Origin of the sequence: Pseudomonas urmiensis (assembly GCF_014268815.2) — a bacterium.
GTDB lineage: Bacteria > Pseudomonadota > Gammaproteobacteria > Pseudomonadales > Pseudomonadaceae > Aquipseudomonas > Aquipseudomonas urmiensis.
In genome coordinates this window covers 3,906,332-3,924,012 of sequence record NZ_JABWRE020000001.1, presented here as the reverse complement: position 1 = coordinate 3,924,012, position 17,681 = coordinate 3,906,332, and the positions used below count along the sequence as shown (strand labels likewise).

15 protein-coding genes are annotated in these 17,681 nt (G+C 62.9%); 13 read left to right on the top strand and 2 right to left on the bottom strand.

The genetic code is table 11. From position 1 onward, the window contains the following. The first annotated feature begins 1 nt into the window (after position 1). The 9 genes from murD (at position 2) to lpxC (ending at position 10,457) form a co-directional block, all read left to right on the top strand. Positions 2-1,348 carry a UDP-N-acetylmuramoyl-L-alanine--D-glutamate ligase gene (murD, locus tag HU737_RS17610; RefSeq protein ID WP_186553869.1) on the top strand — a complete coding sequence of 449 codons (1,347 nt, stop codon included), beginning with the start codon at positions 2-4 and terminating at the stop codon, positions 1,346-1,348. Beyond that, on the top strand, positions 1,345-2,559 hold the full coding sequence (gene ftsW, locus HU737_RS17605) for a putative lipid II flippase FtsW (protein WP_189661729.1): 1,215 nt from the start codon (positions 1,345-1,347) through the stop codon (positions 2,557-2,559). Before murD ends, ftsW begins: the two co-directional genes overlap by 4 nt. Then, positions 2,549-3,628, top strand: coding sequence for an undecaprenyldiphospho-muramoylpentapeptide beta-N-acetylglucosaminyltransferase (gene murG, locus HU737_RS17600; RefSeq protein WP_186553870.1), 1,080 nt, complete (start codon positions 2,549-2,551; stop codon positions 3,626-3,628). Before ftsW ends, murG begins: the two co-directional genes overlap by 11 nt. Beyond that, the gene (murC, locus tag HU737_RS17595; protein WP_186553871.1) at positions 3,621-5,075 is read left to right on the top strand and encodes a UDP-N-acetylmuramate--L-alanine ligase; all 1,455 of its coding nucleotides are present in this window, start codon (positions 3,621-3,623) and stop codon (positions 5,073-5,075) included. The genes murG and murC overlap by 8 nt, the downstream gene beginning before the upstream one ends. Then, the gene (locus HU737_RS17590; protein ID WP_186553872.1) at positions 5,072-6,028 is read left to right on the top strand and encodes a D-alanine--D-alanine ligase; all 957 of its coding nucleotides are present in this window, start codon (positions 5,072-5,074) and stop codon (positions 6,026-6,028) included. The genes murC and HU737_RS17590 overlap by 4 nt, the downstream gene beginning before the upstream one ends. Before the next feature lie 6 nt (positions 6,029-6,034). Further along, positions 6,035-6,904, top strand: coding sequence for a cell division protein FtsQ/DivIB (locus HU737_RS17585; protein WP_186553873.1), 870 nt, complete (start codon positions 6,035-6,037; stop codon positions 6,902-6,904). Between the two features lie 14 nt (positions 6,905-6,918). Further along, the gene (gene ftsA / locus HU737_RS17580; protein WP_186553874.1) at positions 6,919-8,181 is read left to right on the top strand and encodes a cell division protein FtsA; all 1,263 of its coding nucleotides are present in this window, start codon (positions 6,919-6,921) and stop codon (positions 8,179-8,181) included. 55 nt (positions 8,182-8,236) lie between these two features. Further along, complete coding sequence (gene ftsZ / locus HU737_RS17575) at positions 8,237-9,433, top strand: cell division protein FtsZ (RefSeq protein WP_012274054.1); 1,197 nt, start codon at positions 8,237-8,239, stop codon at positions 9,431-9,433. Between the two features lie 112 nt (positions 9,434-9,545). After that, entirely contained in the window at positions 9,546-10,457 is a 912-nt protein-coding gene (lpxC, locus tag HU737_RS17570) for a UDP-3-O-acyl-N-acetylglucosamine deacetylase (protein WP_186553875.1), read from the top strand. Positions 10,458-10,544: 87 nt separating this feature from the next. Here the strand turns inward: lpxC and HU737_RS17565 are convergent, their stop codons facing one another. After that, positions 10,545-11,006, bottom strand: coding sequence for a DUF721 domain-containing protein (locus HU737_RS17565; protein WP_186553876.1), 462 nt, complete (start codon positions 11,004-11,006; stop codon positions 10,545-10,547). Positions 11,007-11,346: 340 nt separating this feature from the next. Here HU737_RS17565 and secA point away from each other — a divergent pair, with 340 nt between their 5' ends. From secA to HU737_RS17545, 4 genes are all read left to right on the top strand, one after another. Further along, a complete protein-coding gene (gene secA, locus HU737_RS17560) occupies positions 11,347-14,082 on the top strand; it encodes a preprotein translocase subunit SecA (RefSeq protein ID WP_186553877.1) in 2,736 nt (911 codons plus the stop codon). A gap of 127 nt (positions 14,083-14,209) precedes the next feature. After that, positions 14,210-15,427 (top strand): bifunctional glutamate N-acetyltransferase/amino-acid acetyltransferase ArgJ, encoded by a 1,218-nt coding sequence (argJ, locus tag HU737_RS17555; protein WP_186553878.1) that lies wholly within the window; start codon positions 14,210-14,212, stop codon positions 15,425-15,427. Positions 15,428-15,498: 71 nt separating this feature from the next. Continuing rightward, positions 15,499-16,131, top strand: a complete 633-nt coding sequence (locus HU737_RS17550; RefSeq protein ID WP_186553879.1) for a glutathione S-transferase family protein — start codon at positions 15,499-15,501, stop codon at positions 16,129-16,131. After that, positions 16,128-17,072 (top strand): Nudix family hydrolase, encoded by a 945-nt coding sequence (locus HU737_RS17545; protein WP_186553880.1) that lies wholly within the window; start codon positions 16,128-16,130, stop codon positions 17,070-17,072. Before HU737_RS17550 ends, HU737_RS17545 begins: the two co-directional genes overlap by 4 nt. A gap of 45 nt (positions 17,073-17,117) precedes the next feature. Here HU737_RS17545 and HU737_RS17540 read toward each other — a convergent pair whose 3' ends face one another. Then, entirely contained in the window at positions 17,118-17,678 is a 561-nt protein-coding gene (locus HU737_RS17540; RefSeq protein WP_186553881.1) for a cob(I)yrinic acid a,c-diamide adenosyltransferase, read from the bottom strand. Positions 17,679-17,681: the final 3 nt, after the last annotated feature.

Below are 17,681 nucleotides of genomic sequence, written 5' to 3'. Positions count from 1 at the left end.
CGTGTCACTGATCGCTTCCGACCAATTCCGCATCGTTGTCGGCCTCGGCAAGAGCGGCATGTCCCTGGTTCGCTTCCTGGCGAACCGGGGCATTGCCTTTGCGGTCGCCGATACCCGCGAGCAACCGCCGGAACTGGAAACCCTGCGCCGGGAATACCCGCAGGTGGAAGTACGCTGTGGTGAGCTTGACGTCGACTTCCTCTGCCGCGCCAACGAGCTGTACGTCAGCCCGGGCCTGGCCCTGGCCACTCCGGCCCTGCAGCAAGCGGCAGCCCGCGGCGTCAAGCTGTCGGGCGACATCGAACTGTTCGCCCGCAACGCCAAGGCACCGATCATTGCCATCAGCGGCTCCAACGCCAAGAGCACGGTAACCACCCTGGTCGGCGAGATGGCCGCCAAGGCAGGCAAGCGTGTGGCAGTCGGCGGTAACCTGGGGACGCCAGCGCTGGACCTGCTCGATGACAGTGTCGAGCTGTACGTCATGGAGCTGTCGAGCTTCCAGCTGGAGACCACCGATCAGCTCAACGCCGAAGTGGCGACCGTACTCAACATCAGTGAAGACCACATGGATCGCTACAGCGGTCTGCCGGCCTACCACTTGGCCAAGCACCGGATCTTCCGTGGCGCCAATCAAGTGGTCGTCAACCGCCAGGACGCGCTGACCCGGCCACTGCCGGTCGAAGGCCGTCCATGCTGGAGCTTCGGTTTGAACGCCCCCGACTTCAAGGCCTTTGGCCTGCGTGAAGTCGATGGCGAGAAATACCTGGCATTCGAGTTCCAGAACCTGATGCCGGTGCGCGAGCTGAAGATTCGCGGTGCGCATAACCACAGCAATGCCCTGGCGGCCTTGGCCCTGGGCCATGCCGTGGGCTTGCCGTTCGCGCCGATGCTGGCAGCACTGCGCGAATTCAGCGGCTTGGCCCATCGTTGCCAGTGGGTGCGCGAGCGCAATGGGGTGAACTGGTACGACGATTCCAAGGCGACCAACGTGGGTGCCGCCCTGGCGGCCATCGAAGGTTTGGGCGCCGATATCCAAGGCAAGCTGGTGCTGATCGCTGGCGGTGACGGCAAGGGCGCCGACTTTGCCGCGCTGCGTGAGCCCATTGCGCGCTACTGCCGCGCCGTGGTGTTGCTTGGCCGCGATGCCGAGCGCCTGGCGCAAACGCTGGGTGACGCCGTGCCGCTGGTGCGGGTCAAGACCCTGGACGAGGCCGTCCAGAAATGCGCCGAACTGGCCCAGCCTGGCGATGCCGTGTTGCTGTCGCCGGCTTGCGCCAGCCTCGACATGTTCAAGAACTTCGAAGAGCGTGGGCGCCTGTTCGCCCAGGCGGCGGGGGGGCTGGCATGATCTTCGGCATCCTCAAGCCATACCCGTCGCCGCTGATCAGTGGCCGTGGCATCGACCTCGACTTCGCCTTCCTTGCGGGCTGCCTGGCACTGCTCGGCCTGGGCCTGGTGATGATCACCTCGGCCTCCTCGGAAGTGGCCGCCGTGCAGTCCGGCAATCCGCTTTACCACATGTTCCGCCACCTGGTGTACGTGGCCATTGGCCTGGTCGCCGGCGGGGTGACTATGTTGGTGCCGATCGCCACCTGGCAGCGCATGGGCTTCATGATGCTGTTGGCCGCCTTCGGCTTGCTGTTCCTGGTACTGGTGCCGGGCATTGGCCGTGAAGTGAACGGCTCGATGCGCTGGATCGGCTTCAGCTTCTTCAACGTCCAGCCATCGGAGATCGCCAAGGTCTTCGTGGTCATCTACCTGGCCGGCTACCTGGTGCGTCGCCAGCAGGAAGTGCGTGAGAGCTGGATGGGCTTCTTCAAGCCGTTCATCGTGCTGCTGCCGATGGCCGGACTGTTGCTGATGGAACCGGACTTCGGTGCCACCGTGGTGATGATGGGCGCGGCCGCAGCGATGCTGTTCCTCGGCGGGGTGGGGCTGTTCCGCTTCTCGCTGATGGTGGTGCTGGCGGTGGTTGCGGTATTTGTCCTGGTGCAGGCGCAGCCCTATCGAATGGCGCGGCTGATCACCTTCACCGACCCCTGGTCCGATCAGTTCGGTTCCGGCTACCAGTTGACCCAGGCGCTGATCGCCTTTGGTCGCGGCGAATGGCTGGGCGTGGGCCTGGGCAACAGCGTGCAGAAACAGTTCTACCTGCCTGAGGCGCACACCGACTTCGTGTTCTCGGTACTGGCCGAAGAGCTGGGCGTGGTCGGCACCCTGTGCACCGTGGCGCTGTTCGTGTTCGTCACAGTGCGCGCGCTGTACATCGGCCTGTGGGCCGAGAAGGCCAAGCAATTCTTCGCCGCCTACATGGCCTTCGGCCTGGCGTTCCTGTGGATCGGCCAGTTCCTGATCAACATCGGGGTGAACGTCGGCCTGCTGCCGACCAAGGGCCTGACCTTGCCGTTCCTCAGTTACGGCGGCAGCTCGTTGGTGATCTGCTGTGCCTGTGTCGGGCTGTTGCTGCGCATCGAATGGGAAAGTCGCACGCACCTGGGCAGTGAAGAGCACGAATTCAAAGAAAGCGATTTTGCCGAGGAGACCGCTCATGGCCGCTGACGGTAAAAACGTTCTGATCATGGCAGGCGGCACTGGCGGGCATGTGTTCCCGGCGCTGGCCTGCGCCCGTGAATTCCAGGCGCGCGGCTATAGCGTGCACTGGTTGGGTACCCCACGCGGTATCGAAAACGAGCTGGTGCCCCAGGCTGGCCTGGCGCTGCACCTGATCCAGGTCACTGGCCTGCGCGGCAAGGGCAAGCTGTCGCTGCTCAAGGCGCCGTTCACCCTGATCAAGGCTGTGTTGCAGGCGCGCAAGATCATCGCCCAGCTCAAGCCGGTCTGCGTGATCGGTTTCGGCGGCTATGTCACTGGCCCTGGTGGAGTGGCGGCAAAACTGTGCGGCGTACCGCTGGTGATCCACGAGCAGAACGCTCGCGCCGGTACTGCCAATCGCCTGCTGGTGCCGCTGGCAGCGCGGGTTTGCGAAGCCTTCCCGGACACCTTCCCGGCCAGCGACAAGCGCCGTACCACGGGCAATCCGGTGCGCCCGGAACTGTTCCTCGACGCCCAGCGCGCACCGCTGGCCGAGCGCCGTGCGCGCTTGTTGGTACTCGGTGGCAGCCTCGGTGCGGAACCATTGAATAAATTGCTGCCTAACGCCCTGTCGCAAGTGTCTGCAGACCTTCGGCCAGAGGTGTTCCACCAGGCCGGTAAGCAGCATGCGCCGATCACCGCCGAGCGATATCGCGAAGCCGGGGTCGAGGCTCAGGTCGAGCCGTTCATCAAGGACATGGCCCACGCCTACGGCTGGGCCGATATGGTGGTGTGCCGGGCCGGTGCCCTGACCGTCAGCGAACTCGCTGCGGCAGGCCTGCCCTCGATGCTGGTGCCTTTGCCCCACGCCATCGATGACCACCAGACCCACAATGCCAACTATCTGGCTCGTGAAGGCGCCGCCTTCCTGATGCCACAAGCGACAACTGGCGCAGCGCAGCTCGCTGAACGCCTGAACGAGGTGCTGATGCAACCCGAGAAACTCAACTCCATGGCTGGCACCGCACGGCGCCTGGCCAAGCCTGCCGCAACCAGCACCGTGGTCGATATCTGCCTGGAGGTGGCCCATGGTTGAAAGCCAGAAAGCCATTCCCCAACCAAAAATGGGCCGTATCCGCCGTATCCACTTCGTCGGTATCGGCGGCGTGGGCATGTGCGGTATTGCCGAAGTGCTGTTGAACCTGGGCTATGAAGTGTCCGGCTCCGACCTCAAGGCCTCGCCGGTTACCGAGCGCCTGGAGTCGTTCGGCGCGCAAATCTTCGTCGGCCACCGCGCCGAGAACGCCGCCAATGCCGATGTGCTGGTGGTGTCCAGCGCGATCAACCCGGCCAACCCGGAAGTCGCCACCGCACTTGAGCGGCGCATTCCCGTGGTGCCGCGTGCCGAGATGCTCGCCGAGCTGATGCGCTACCGCCACGGCATCGCCGTTGCCGGCACCCATGGCAAGACCACCACCACCAGCCTGTTGGCCTCGGTGTTCGCCGCTGGCGGCCTGGACCCGACCTTCGTCATCGGTGGTCGTCTGACCGCAGCGGGCACCAATGCCCAGCTCGGCGCCAGCCGCTACCTGATCGCCGAAGCGGACGAGAGCGACGCCAGCTTCCTGCACCTGCAGCCGATGGTTGCCGTGGTCACCAACATTGACGCCGACCACATGGCTACCTACGAAGGCGACTTCAACAAGTTGAAGAAAACCTTCGTCGAGTTCCTGCACAACCTGCCGTTCTACGGTCTGGCGGTGATGTGCCTGGACGATCCGGTGGTGCGCGAGATCCTGCCGCAGGTCAAGCGACCGACGGTGACCTACGGCTTCAGCGAAGAGGCCGACATTCGCGCCATCAACGTGCGCCAGCAGGGCATGCAGACCCACTTCACCGTCCTGCGCCGCGACTGCGAGCCGCTGGAGGTATCGGTCAACATGCCAGGCAACCACAACGTGCTCAACGCCTTGGCGACCATCGCCATCGCCACTGACGAAGGCATCAGCGATGCCGCCATCGTCCAGGGGCTGTCTGGCTTCCAGGGCGTGGGTCGACGCTTCCAGGTCTACGGCGAACTGCCGGTCGACGGCGGCAGCGTGATGCTGGTCGACGATTACGGTCACCACCCGACTGAAGTCGCCGCGGTGATCAAGGCGGTGCGCGGTGGCTGGCCAAGCCGGCGTCTGGTGATGGTCTACCAACCACACCGCTACAGCCGTACCCGCGATCTGTACGACGATTTCGTCCAGGTGCTGGCCGATGCCAACGTGCTGCTGCTGATGGAGGTCTACCCGGCCGGTGAAGAACCGATTCCCGGTGCCGACAGCCGCCAGCTGTGCCACAGCATTCGTCAACGTGGCCAGCTCGATCCGATCTACATCGAACGAGGTGTGGAGTTGGCGCCGCTGGTCAAGCCGCTGCTGCGCGCCGGCGACATCCTGCTCTGTCAGGGGGCTGGTGATATCGGTGGCTTGGCCCCGCAACTGATGAAAAGCCCGCTGTTCGCTGGCGCCGTAGTTAAGCAGGAGAAGTCCAAATGACCAGCGCCTACGACAAGCTGCACTCGACCCTGGACGTCAAGGCGTTCGGCCGCGTCGCCGTGCTCTACGGCGGCAAGAGCGCCGAACGTGAGGTGTCGCTGAAATCAGGCGCCGCAGTGATCGACGCGCTGACCAGCGCTGGAGTCGACGTGGTCGCCATCGATGTCGGCGACGACCTGCTCACTCGCCTGCAAAGCGAGAAGATCGATCGCGCCTTCATCATTCTCCACGGTCGTGGCGGTGAAGACGGCAGCATGCAAGGCCTGCTCGAGTGCCTCGGCATTCCCTACACCGGCAGCGGTATCCTCGCTTCGGCGCTCGCCATGGACAAGCTGCGCACCAAGCAGGTGTGGCAGAGCCTGGGTATTCCAACGCCGCGTCACGCCGTGTTGGGTAGCAAAGACGATTGTGTTGCCGCCGGTACGGAACTGGGCTTCCCGCTGATCGTCAAACCCGCCCATGAAGGCTCAAGTATCGGCATGGCCAAGGTGAACAGCGTTGAAGAGCTGGTCGCCGCCTGGCAAGACGCCGCCAAGTACGATTCGCAAGTCCTGGTCGAGCAATGGATCCACGGCCCGGAGTTCACCATCGCCGTATTGCGTGGCCAGGTGCTGCCGCCGATCGCCCTGGGCACGCCGCACGTGTTCTACGACTACGACGCCAAGTACATCGCCAATGACACCCAGTACCGCATCCCGTGCGGCCTGGACAGTGCCAAGGAACAGGAACTGATCGACCTGACCGCGCGCGCCTGCGATGCCATCGGCATCGAAGGCTGGGGCCGGCTGGACGTGATGCAGGACGAGCAGGGCCGGTTCTGGCTGCTCGAAGTCAACACCGCACCGGGCATGACTGATCATAGCCTGGTGCCCATGGCGGCCCGCGCGGCCGGTCTGGACTTCCAGCAATTGGTGCTGGCGATCCTGGCCGAAAGCGTTGGGACGCGAGGTTAAGCAAGCATGCAAGGCGCGATGATACGTCAGCAGCAACCCGTTACCGGCCGTAGCAAGCCGGTGCCGCGAGGTGCCAGCCGACTGGTGGCCGACGAGCCCGTATCGGCGCGCCTGCCGCGGCCAAGCCTGGGTGGCCTCAAGCGCCTGCTGTGGCCGGTATTGCTGGTGGCTGCCGGCTTTGGCGCTTATGAGGGCGCCGTGCGCCTGATGCCTTATGCCGACCGACCGATTACCAAGATCGCTGTGCAAGGTGATCTGAGCTACATCAGCCAGCAAGCAGTGCAGCAGCGAATCGCCCCCTACGTGGCCGCGAGCTTCTTCAGCGTCGACCTCAGCGCCATGCGCGCCGAGCTTGAGCAGATGCCCTGGATCGCGCACGCCGAAGTACGCCGGGTGTGGCCCGACGAGGTGGTGATCCGCCTCGAAGAGCAACTGCCGGTGGCGCGCTGGGGCGATGAAGCCTTGCTCAACAACCAGGGCCAGGCGTTCACCCCGCGTGAGCTGGCCAACTATGAGCACCTGCCGCAGCTGTTCGGGCCGCAGCGCGCTCAGCAACAAGTCATGCAGCAATATCAGGTATTGAGCCAGATGCTGCGCCCCATGGGCTTTTCCATCGCTCGCCTGGAGCTGCGCGAGCGAGGCAGTTGGTTCCTGACCACCGGTGCCGGTAGCGCCGGCCCCGGTATCGAACTGCTGTTGGGGCGCGACCATCTGGTGGAGAAGATGCGCCGTTTCATTGCCATTTACGACAAGACACTCAAAGAGCAGATCACCAACATCGCCCGCATTGATCTGCGCTACGCCAACGGATTGGCTGTTGGCTGGCGGGAACCGATTGCACCGACGACGGCCCAACCCGCCGTTGCGAAGAATTAGAGAGAGGCAGGACCATGGCAAACGCGCATAGCGGCAAAATGATCGTCGGGCTGGACATCGGCACCTCCAAGGTGGTGGCGCTGGTGGGTGAAGTCGGCGAAGACGGTACCCTGGAGATCGTCGGTATCGGTACTCATCCGTCCCGCGGCCTGAAGAAGGGTGTGGTGGTGAACATCGAGTCGACCGTGCAGTCGATCCAGCGCGCCGTGGAAGAGGCCCAGCTGATGGCTGGCTGCCGGATCCACTCGGCGTTCGTTGGCGTGGCCGGCAATCACATCCGCAGCCTGAACTCCCACGGCATCGTCGCCATCCGCGACCGTGAAGTCAGCACTGCCGACCTTGAGCGGGTACTCGACGCTGCCCAGGCCGTGGCCATCCCGGCTGACCAGCGCGTGCTGCACACCCTGCCGCAGGACTACGTGATCGACAACCAGGAAGGCGTGCGCGAGCCGCTGGGCATGTCCGGCGTGCGTCTGGAAGCCAAGGTCCACGTGGTCACTTGCGCCGTCAACGCCGCGCAGAACATCGAAAAATGCGTACGCCGCTGCGGCCTGGAAATCGACGACATCATCCTTGAGCAGTTGGCCTCGGCCTACTCGGTGCTCACCGATGACGAGAAAGAGCTGGGCGTGTGCCTGGTCGACATCGGTGGCGGTACCACGGATATCGCCATCTTCACCGAGGGTGCGATCCGTCACACCGCGGTGATCCCGATCGCTGGCGACCAGGTTACCAACGACATCGCCATGGCCCTGCGTACCCCCACCCAGTACGCCGAAGAAATCAAGATTCGCTACGCCTGCGCCCTGGCCAAACTGGCCGGTGCCGGCGAGACCATCAAAGTGCCAAGCGTCGGCGACCGTCCGCCGCGCGAACTGTCGCGCCAGGCCCTGGCTGAAGTGGTGGAGCCTCGTTACGACGAGCTGTTCACCCTGATCCAGGCCGAACTGCGCCGCAGCGGCTACGAGGACCTGGTGCCTGCCGGCATCGTTCTCACTGGCGGCACCGCGAAGATGGAAGGGGCCGTGGAATTGGCCGAGGAAATCTTCCACATGCCGGTACGCCTGGGCGTACCGCACAGTGTTCGGGGCCTGAGCGACGTGGTGCGCAACCCGATCTATTCCACCGGCGTGGGCTTGCTCACCTACGGCCTGCTCAAGCAGTCCGAGGACTTGATCCTGACCGGTAATAGCAACAGCAGCAGCAACAGCTATGGCGATGAACCGAAGGCTCCAGTGCTTGAGCGATTCAAGCGTTGGGTCCAGGGCAACTTCTAAGTTTCAAAGCAGTAGTGGTAGGCGCGACAACTAGAGAACTGTAAGGAGAGGGAAAATGTTCGAGCTCGTAGACAACGTCCCGCAAAGTCCGGTCATCAAAGTGATCGGCGTCGGCGGTGGCGGCGGCAACGCCGTCAACCACATGGTCAAGAGCAGCATCGAAGGCGTGGAATTCATCTGCGCCAACACTGATGCTCAAGCGCTGAAAAACATTGGCGCGCGTACCATCCTGCAACTGGGTACCGGCGTGACCAAGGGTCTGGGTGCCGGTGCCAATCCAGAAGTCGGCCGTCAGGCTGCGCTGGAAGACCGTGAGCGCATCGCCGAGGTGCTGCAGGGCACCAACATGGTGTTCATCACCACCGGCATGGGTGGCGGTACCGGTACCGGTGCGGCGCCGATCATCGCCGAAGTGGCCAAGGAAATGGGCATCCTCACCGTTGCAGTGGTGACTCGCCCGTTCCCGTTCGAGGGCCGCAAACGTATGCAGATCGCCGATGAAGGCATCCGCATGCTGGCTGAGAGCGTCGACTCGCTGATCACCATCCCCAACGAGAAGCTGCTGACCATCCTGGGCAAGGATGCCAGCCTGCTGTCGGCATTCGCCAAGGCTGACGACGTTCTGGCCGGCGCAGTGCGCGGCATCTCCGACATCATCAAGCGTCCGGGCATGATCAACGTCGACTTCGCCGACGTGCGTACCGTGATGGGCGAGATGGGCATGGCCATGATGGGTACTGGCTGCGCCAGCGGTCCGAACCGTGCTCGTGAGGCCACCGAGGCTGCAATCCGCAACCCGCTGCTCGAAGACGTCAACCTGCAGGGCGCTCGCGGTATCCTGGTGAACATCACCGCCGGTCCCGACCTGTCCCTGGGCGAGTACTCCGACGTCGGTAGCATCATCGAAGCCTTCGCCTCCGACCACGCGATGGTCAAGGTCGGCACCGTGATCGACCCGGACATGCGCGACGAGCTGCACGTAACCGTAGTGGCCACTGGCCTGGGTGCGCGCATCGAGAAACCGGTCAAGGTCGTCGACAACACCCTGCAGACCGCTCAACAGGCGTACGAGGCTTCTAACCCAGCCCCGGCTCGTCAGGAGCAGCCAGCGGTCAATTACCGTGACCTGGAGCGTCCGACCGTGATGCGCAACCAAGCGCATGCGGGCGCCGCAGCAGCCGCTAAACTCAATCCTCAGGATGACTTGGACTATCTGGACATCCCAGCTTTCCTGCGTCGTCAGGCTGATTGATGGAATTTATCAGGGGTATAAAGGTGATTGGTATTCAGCAAAGGTCGGGTCTGTTATTATCCCCAGCCTTTGTTGATACCAGTTCGCAATTTGCGCTGAAGCGGCCAATGCCATGATTAAACAACGCACCCTGAAGAATATTATCCGTGCTACGGGCGTCGGCCTGCACTCCGGTGAGAAGGTCTACCTGACCCTCAAGCCTGCGCCTGTGGATACCGGCATCGTCTTCCGCCGCGCCGACCTTGACCCTGTGGTCGAGATCCCGGCTCGCGCGGCCAACGTCGGCGAGACAACCATGTCGACGACGCTGGTCAACGGTGACGTCAAGGTCGATACGGTCGAGCACCTGCTCTCCGCTATGGCGGGCCTGGGCATCGATAACGCCTACGTCGAGCTCTCCGCCTCGGAAGTGCCGATCATGGATGGTAGCGCCGGACCTTTCGTATTCCTGATTCAATCGGCCGGCCTGGAAGAACAGGACGCGCCCAAGAAGTTCATCCGCATCCTGCGTGAAGTGACAGTGGAAGATGGCGACAAGCGCGCTACTTTCCTGCCTTTCGAAGGGTTCAAGGTGAGCTTTGAGATCGACTTCGATCACCCGGTCGTCAGCGGCCGGACCCAGAGCGCCAGCGTCGACTTCTCCAGCACCTCGTTCGTGAAGGAAGTCAGCCGCGCCCGGACCTTCGGGTTCATGCGCGACATCGAGTACCTGCGCAAGCACAACCTCGCGTTGGGCGGCAGTGTCGAGAACGCCATTGTTGTCGATGAGACCGGCGTGCTTAACGAAGACGGCCTTCGCTACGAAGACGAATTCGTCAAACACAAGATCCTCGACGCCATCGGTGACCTGTATCTGCTGGGCAACAGCCTGATTGGCGAGTTCAAGGGCTTCAAGTCCGGACACGCGCTGAACAATCAGTTGCTGCGCAAGCTGATCGCTGAAACTGATGCCTGGGAAGTGGTCATTTTCGAAGATGCCAGCACGGCACCGATCTCTTATATGCGCCCTGTTGCGGCCGTGTAAGTTCGAACACTCTCTAGTTCATTGAGGCCACCTTCGGGTGGCCTTTTTTATGGGGGTTAGCAAACTCACGACAGGCACCTCGAGGCCTCAGCGCTTATCCTTCACCTGTGCATGACTGGCCAAGCGCTCCAGCGCCGCCCTCAGGTTGGGATCGCTGATGCCCTCGGCGGTATCGCGCAGGCTCTCGGCCGCATTGCTCGACAGCTCTGGTGCATGCCCACTGCGTTTAGCCGGCGCCACCGGGGGTTGCACCCTGAAATGAATTCGCTGCAAGTTGCCAAAGGCTTCCAGGGCCAGCAACTGACGCTGCAGGCGTTTCTGCTGATAGCGCAGGCGCGTAGCCCAGTGGCCATCGGTCACCACCAGCAGCAACACGCCATCGCGCCAGGAGGCTACATGACAGTGGGCGCGGGCGGCCGGTTGCAACTGGCTTTCAAGCAAACGTTGCAGGTGCTCCAGGCGTTCGGCCTGGTTGAGCAGTAAGCGCAGCGGCCGGGCTTCGCGCAGGAGCGCGGCCGGCGGCCGGGCGGGCGAAGGTTTAAAGGCCATGAGGATTCGCAGGAAGTTACAGAACCGCCATGGTAACAGAAGGTGGGTTTTGCATAGGCTGCTCTGTCTTGTTGACGGGTAATCCGGCGAAGACGGCGGAACTCATGGCATCGCGTAAGAGTCATTCTCAATACGTTTCATCTTCGCTACACCTTGAACTTGCAAAAAAAGTCCTTATGTTAGAAACGTCCCCGCCCTAGCGCTGTGCCAGCATCGTGGAAATCCACCACTTTCCTCACCATCGTTTCCGGGTAGAATGCTCGTTCGCATGCGGCCCAAGGGCTGCTCGGGCGACTCATGGGGCCGCCCTCCATCCCTAAGTGTGGAAGATCCTGCCGATATGTTTGCGCCTTTGTTAAAGAAACTTTTTGGAAGCAAGAACGAGCGCGAGATCAAACGCCTGCTCAAGACGGTCAGCACCGTCAATGCCTTCGAAGAGAAAATGTTGGCCCTCTCCGATGAGCAGCTGCGTGGCAAGACCGCAGAGTTCAAAGAGCGCCTGGCCAAAGGCGAAACCCTCGACCAACTGCTGCCAGAAGCCTTCGCCGTGGCCCGTGAGGCCGGTAAGCGCGTGATGGGCATGCGTCACTTCGATGTGCAGCTGATCGGCGGCATGACCTTGCACGAAGGCATGATCGCAGAAATGCGCACCGGTGAAGGCAAGACCTTGGTCGGTACCCTGGCTGTCTACCTCAACGCATTGTCCGGCAAGGGCGTGCACGTGGTCACGGTCAACGACTACCTGGCCCGCCGCGACGCCAACTGGATGCGTCCGCTGTACGAATTCCTCGGCCTGTCGGTGGGCATCGTCTCGGCCTTCCAGCCACCGGAAGAAAAGCGCGCTGCCTATGCTGCCGACATCACCTACGGCACCAACAACGAATTCGGTTTCGACTACCTGCGCGACAACATGGCCTTCAGCGTCGACGAGAAGTTCCAGCGTGAGCTGAACTTCGCGGTCATCGACGAAGTCGACTCGATCCTCATCGACGAAGCGCGCACCCCGCTGATCATCTCCGGCCAGGCCGAAGACAGCTCCAAGCTGTACATCGAGATCAACCGCCTGATCCCGCGCCTGACCCAGCACATCGAAGAAGTCGAAGGCCAGGTCACCCAGGAAGGCCACTACTCGATCGACGAGAAGAGCCGCCAGGTCGAGCTCAACGAAGCCGGTCACCAGTTCATCGAAGAGATGCTCACCCAAGCCGGCCTGCTGGCCGAGGGCGAGAGCCTCTATTCGGCACACAACCTGGGCCTGTTGACCCACGTTTACGCCGGTCTGCGTGCGCACAAGCTGTTCCATCGCAACGTCGAGTACATCGTCCAGGACGGCCAGGTCCTGCTGATCGACGAGCACACCGGCCGGACCATGCCGGGTCGTCGCCTGTCCGAGGGCCTGCACCAGGCCATCGAGGCGAAGGAAAACCTCAACATTCAGGCCGAGAGCCAGACCCTGGCCTCGACCACCTTCCAGAACTACTTCCGTCTGTACACCAAGCTGTCCGGCATGACCGGTACCGCCGACACCGAAGCGTTCGAGTTCGCCCAGATCTACGCCCTCAACGTGATGGTCATTCCGCCGAACAAGCCGTTGGCGCGTAAAGACTTCAACGACCTGGTGTACCTGACCGCCGAAGAGAAGTACCAGGCGATCATCGCCGACATCAAGGAAAGCATGGCCAGCGGCCGTCCGGTCCTGGTCGGTACGGCGACCATCGAGACCTCCGAGCACATGTCCAACCTGCTCAAGCAGGAAGGCATCGATCACAAGGTGCTCAACGCCAAGTACCACGAAAAAGAAGCCGAGATCATCGCCCAGGCCGGTGCGCCAGGCGCGCTGACCATCGCCACCAACATGGCCGGCCGTGGTACCGACATTCTCCTGGGCGGTAACTGGGAGGCTGAAGTTGCCGCCCTGGAAAACCCTACCGCCGAGCAGATCGCCCAGATCAAGGCGGACTGGCAGAAGCGCCACCAGCAAGTGATCGAGGCCGGCGGTCTGCACGTGATCGCCTCCGAGCGCCACGAATCGCGTCGTATCGACAACCAGCTGCGCGGCCGTTCCGGTCGTCAGGGCGACCCAGGCTCCAGCCGCTTCTACCTGTCGCTGGAAGACAGCCTGATGCGTATCTTCGCCTCCGACCGGGTGAAGAACTTCATGAAGGCGCTGGGTATGCAATCCGGCGAGGCCATCGAGCACCGCATGGTTACTAACGCCATCGAGAAGGCTCAGCGCAAGGTCGAAGGGCGCAACTTCGATATTCGTAAGCAACTGCTCGAATACGACGACGTGGCCAACGAACAGCGTAAAGTCATCTACCACATGCGCAACAGCCTGCTGGCTGCGCAGAACATCGGCGACACCATCGCCGAGTTCCGCCAGGAAGTGCTCGATGCCACCATCAGCCAGCACATTCCGCCGCAATCGCTGCCAGAGCAGTGGGACGTGGCCGGTCTTGAGGCGTCGCTGTCGAGCGACTTCGGCATCAAGCTGCCGATCCAGCAGTGGCTGGACGAGGACGACCACCTCTACGAAGAGACCCTGCGCGAGAAGCTGCTGAACGAGATCACCAGCGCCTACAACGAGAAGGAAGACCAGGCCGGCGAAGACGCCCTGCGGACCTTCGAGAAGCAGATCCTGCTGCGCGTGCTGGACGACCTGTGGAAAGACCACCTGTCGACCATGGATCACCTGCGTCACGGTATCCACCTGCGCGGTTACGCGCAGAAGAACCCCAAGCAGGAGTACAAGCGCGAATCCTTCACCTTGTTCCAAGAGCTGCTGGAGTCGATCAAGCGCGACACCATCCGCGTGCTCTCGCACGTTCAGGTACGCCGCGAAGATCCGATCGAAGAAGAAGCCCGCCTGCGTCGCGAAGCCGAAGAGCTGGCCCAGCGCATGCAGTTCCAGCACGCCCCGGCGCCTGGCCTGGAAAGCGAGCAGCACAGCGAGGAGGGCGCGGAAGTCGCCGTCGCCGCAGCGCCGGTGCGCAATGACCTCAAACTGGGCCGCAACGAGCCGTGCTGGTGTGGTTCGGGCAAGAAGTTCAAGCATTGCCACGGCCAGATCGAGTGATCGAGCTGTCCCCGCGTCACCCTGACAACTGAAACACTGCGCCGCGAACGGTTTCGACCTTCGCGGCGTTGTTCCCTCTCACGCCTGGCCGTATCTTGTGCGGCACATATTTTCTAGGAGCGCATTCATGGCTGTTGGTCTTGGTCCTTTGCCCACCCTGCACCCGGTTCCGGGGTTTGAACTCGGCATCGCTTCGGCGGGCATCAAGCGCCCTGGGCGCAAGGACGTGGTAGTGATGCGCTGCGCCGAAGGCTCCAGCGTTGCCGGCGTATTCACCCTCAATGCCTTCTGCGCCGCCCCGGTGATTCTCTCCAAGCAGCGCGTACAGGGCACTGTGCGCTACTTGCTGACCAACACCGGCAATGCCAACGCCGGTACCGGCGCCCCTGGCCTGGCCGCCGCTGAGCGCACCTGCGCCAAGCTGGCTGAACTGGCCGGTGTCGACGCCCAGTCGGTACTACCATTCTCCACCGGCGTGATCGGTGAGCCGCTGCCGGTCGAGAAAATCGAAGGCGCGCTGCAGGCCGCCTTGGACAACCTGTCGGAAAACAACTGGGCCGAAGCCGCCACCGGCATCATGACCACCGATACCCTGCCCAAGGGTGCCAGCCGTCAGTTCCAGTTCGAAGGCCAGACCATCACCGTTACCGGCATCAGCAAAGGCGCCGGCATGATTCGCCCGAACATGGCCACCATGCTCGGCTACATCGCCACCGACGCCAAGGTCGCCCCAGCGGTGCTCAAGGACCTGATGCTCGACGGTGCCAACAAGTCGTTCAACCGCATCACCATCGATGGCGACACCTCGACCAACGACTGCTGCATGCTGATCGCCACCGGCAAGGCCGATGTGCCCGAGATCAGCGAAGCCAAGGGCGCGCTGTTCGAGGCGCTGAAGCAGGCGGTATTCGAAGTCTGCATGGAAGTCGCCCAGGCCATCGTGCGTGACGGTGAAGGCGCTACCAAGTTCGTCACCGTAGAGGTCAACGGTGGTGGCAATCATCAGGAGTGCCTGGACGTTGGTTACGCGGTGGCCCACTCACCGCTGATCAAGACCGCCCTGTTCGCCTCCGACCCCAACTGGGGCCGCATCCTCGCCGCCGTTGGCCGTGCGGGTGTACCGCAACTGGATGTCAGCTTGATCGACGTGTTCCTCGGCGAAGTGTGCATCGCCAGCAAAGGTGGCCGCAGCCCAAGCTACACCGAAGAGCAAGGCTCCAAGGTAATGGCCCAGGAGGAAATCACCATTCGTATCGAGCTGGGGCGTGGGCAGTGCAGCGAAACCATCTGGACGACTGACCTGTCCCACGAGTACGTCAAGATCAACGCTGAGTATCGCACCTGATCTGCTGATCCTTGGGGCCGCGCAGCGGCCCCAAGGTATTTCAGATTCAGCCAATTAAATGGAGCCGAACCATGAGTTACCACCTGATCATCGGCGACAAGTTGTACTCCTCCTGGTCGCTACGCGGCGCCCTGGCCCTGGAATTGGCCGGTGTTCCTTATGAAGAAACCCTGATCAAACTCAACCAGGCCGATACGCGCACGCGCATCCTGGCGTTTTCCGCGTCCGGCAAAGTGCCCCTGCTCAAGACCGAGCACGGCGTCATCGCCGACTCGCTGGCGATTGGCGAGTACCTGGCCGAGCGTCATCCTCACGCTCAACTGTGGCCAGCCGACATTGCCGCCCGTGCCCAGGCGCGCTCGGCCTGCGCGCAGATGCACAGCGGCTTTTTCGCCCTGCGCGGGGCGATGCCGTTTGACCTGTCGCGTGACCAGGCGCTGGAAAACGTGCCCTTGGACGTGCAAGTGGACATCGACCGCATCGTCGCGTTGTGGTCCGAATGCCGCCTGGCGGCCAAGGACAGCGGCCCGTTCCTGTTCGGCAAGCCAAGCCTGGCCGATGCGTTCTTCGCCCCTGTAGCTGTACGCCTGCGTACCTATCGGGTGGAAGTGCCGGCCGAAGCGGCCAGCTACATCGAGACCATCTATCAATGGCCGGCCTTCCAGGCCTGGCAGCAAGCAGGCCTGGCGGAGCGTGAAGGGTGAAACGGATTCATGTAGTAGCGGCAGTCATCCGTGGCGCTGATGGGCGCATTCTGATTGCGCGCCGCGCCGACACCCAGCATCAGGGCGGCTTGTGGGAGTTCCCCGGCGGCAAAGTGGAGGAGGGTGAGGGCGTCGAAGCGGCCCTGACCCGAGAGCTGCGTGAGGAGCTCGGTATCGACGTGAGCCGCTCGCGGCCGCTGATCAAGATCAGCCACGATTACCCGGACAAGCAAGTGTTGCTGGATGTGCGTGAAGTCGATGCCTTCACTGGCGAGCCGCATGGCGTCGAGGGTCAGCCGCTGGAGTGGGTTGCGCCGCGTGATCTGGGCCAATACCAATTCCCTGAGGCGAACAAGCCGATCGTCGCGGCTGCGCGTTTGCCCGATCAGTACCTGATCACCCCCGATGGGCTTGAGGTGCCGCAAATGCTGCGCGGTATCCAGAAGGCCGTGGCAAGCGGGATCAAGTTGATCCAGCTGCGCGCACCGGATATGTACGATCCCAAGTACCGCGATGTAGCGGTGGATGCGGTCGGGCTGTGTGCCGGCAAGGCGCAGTTGATGCTCAAGGGGCCGCTGGAATGGTTGGGCGACTTCCCCGCCGCGGGCTGGCACCTGACCGCCGCACAGTTGCGCAAGTATGCCGCCAAGGGGCGACCGTTCCCGGAGAACCGCTGGTTGGCGGCGTCGTGCCACTCGGCTGAAGAGTTGGCCCTGGCTGAGCAGATGGGGGTGGACTTCGTCACCTTGTCGCCGGTGCAGGCGACCCAGACCCATCCAGAGGCGCTGCCGTTGGGCTGGGAGCAGGCGGGGCGGTTGATCGAGGGGGTTAGCCGGCCGGTGTTCTTGCTTGGCGGTGTGGGCGCCGCTCAGCGTGAGCGTGCCTGGCAGGTGGGGGCGCAAGGTGTGGCGGGGATTCGGGCGTTTTGGCCTGAGGTTTGAGTCGCCACTGCAAGGGGCTGCAAAGCAGCCCCAGCAATTTCAGCCTCAAGGTTTTGTAGCTGCCTGCCACAAAACCTCCGCCAGCCCCTGGCGCCGGCCAATGATCCGTGCCGCGACAAACAGCAAATCCGAAAGCCGATTGATATACGCCAAGCCCACTCCGGCCAGCGGCTCCAGCGCATTGAGCTGCTGACAGCGCCGCTCGGCACTGCGCGCCTGGCTACGGCAAACATGCGCCTGTGCCACCAATGCCGATCCACTGGGCAGAATGAAGTTTTTCAGCGGCCCCAGCTCCTCGTTCCACAGATCGATAGCCGCCTCCAGCCGCTCCACTTCAGCTTGGTTCAACGCTTGATAGCTGGGCATCGCCAGCTCCCCACCGAGATCGAACAGGCGGTGCTGACACGGCGCCAGCACCTCGCTCAGCTCATCCAGCCCAGCCTCGCTCAGGCCCGCCAGCAGCAGCCCCAGCTGACTGTTGAGGCTATCCACCTCGCCAATCGCCTCGATCCGTGGGTGGTCCTTGGGCACCCGGCGGCCGTCGCCAAGCCCGGTCTCGCCCTGGTCGCCGGTGCGGGTGTAGATCTTCGACAGGCGATAGCCCATGTG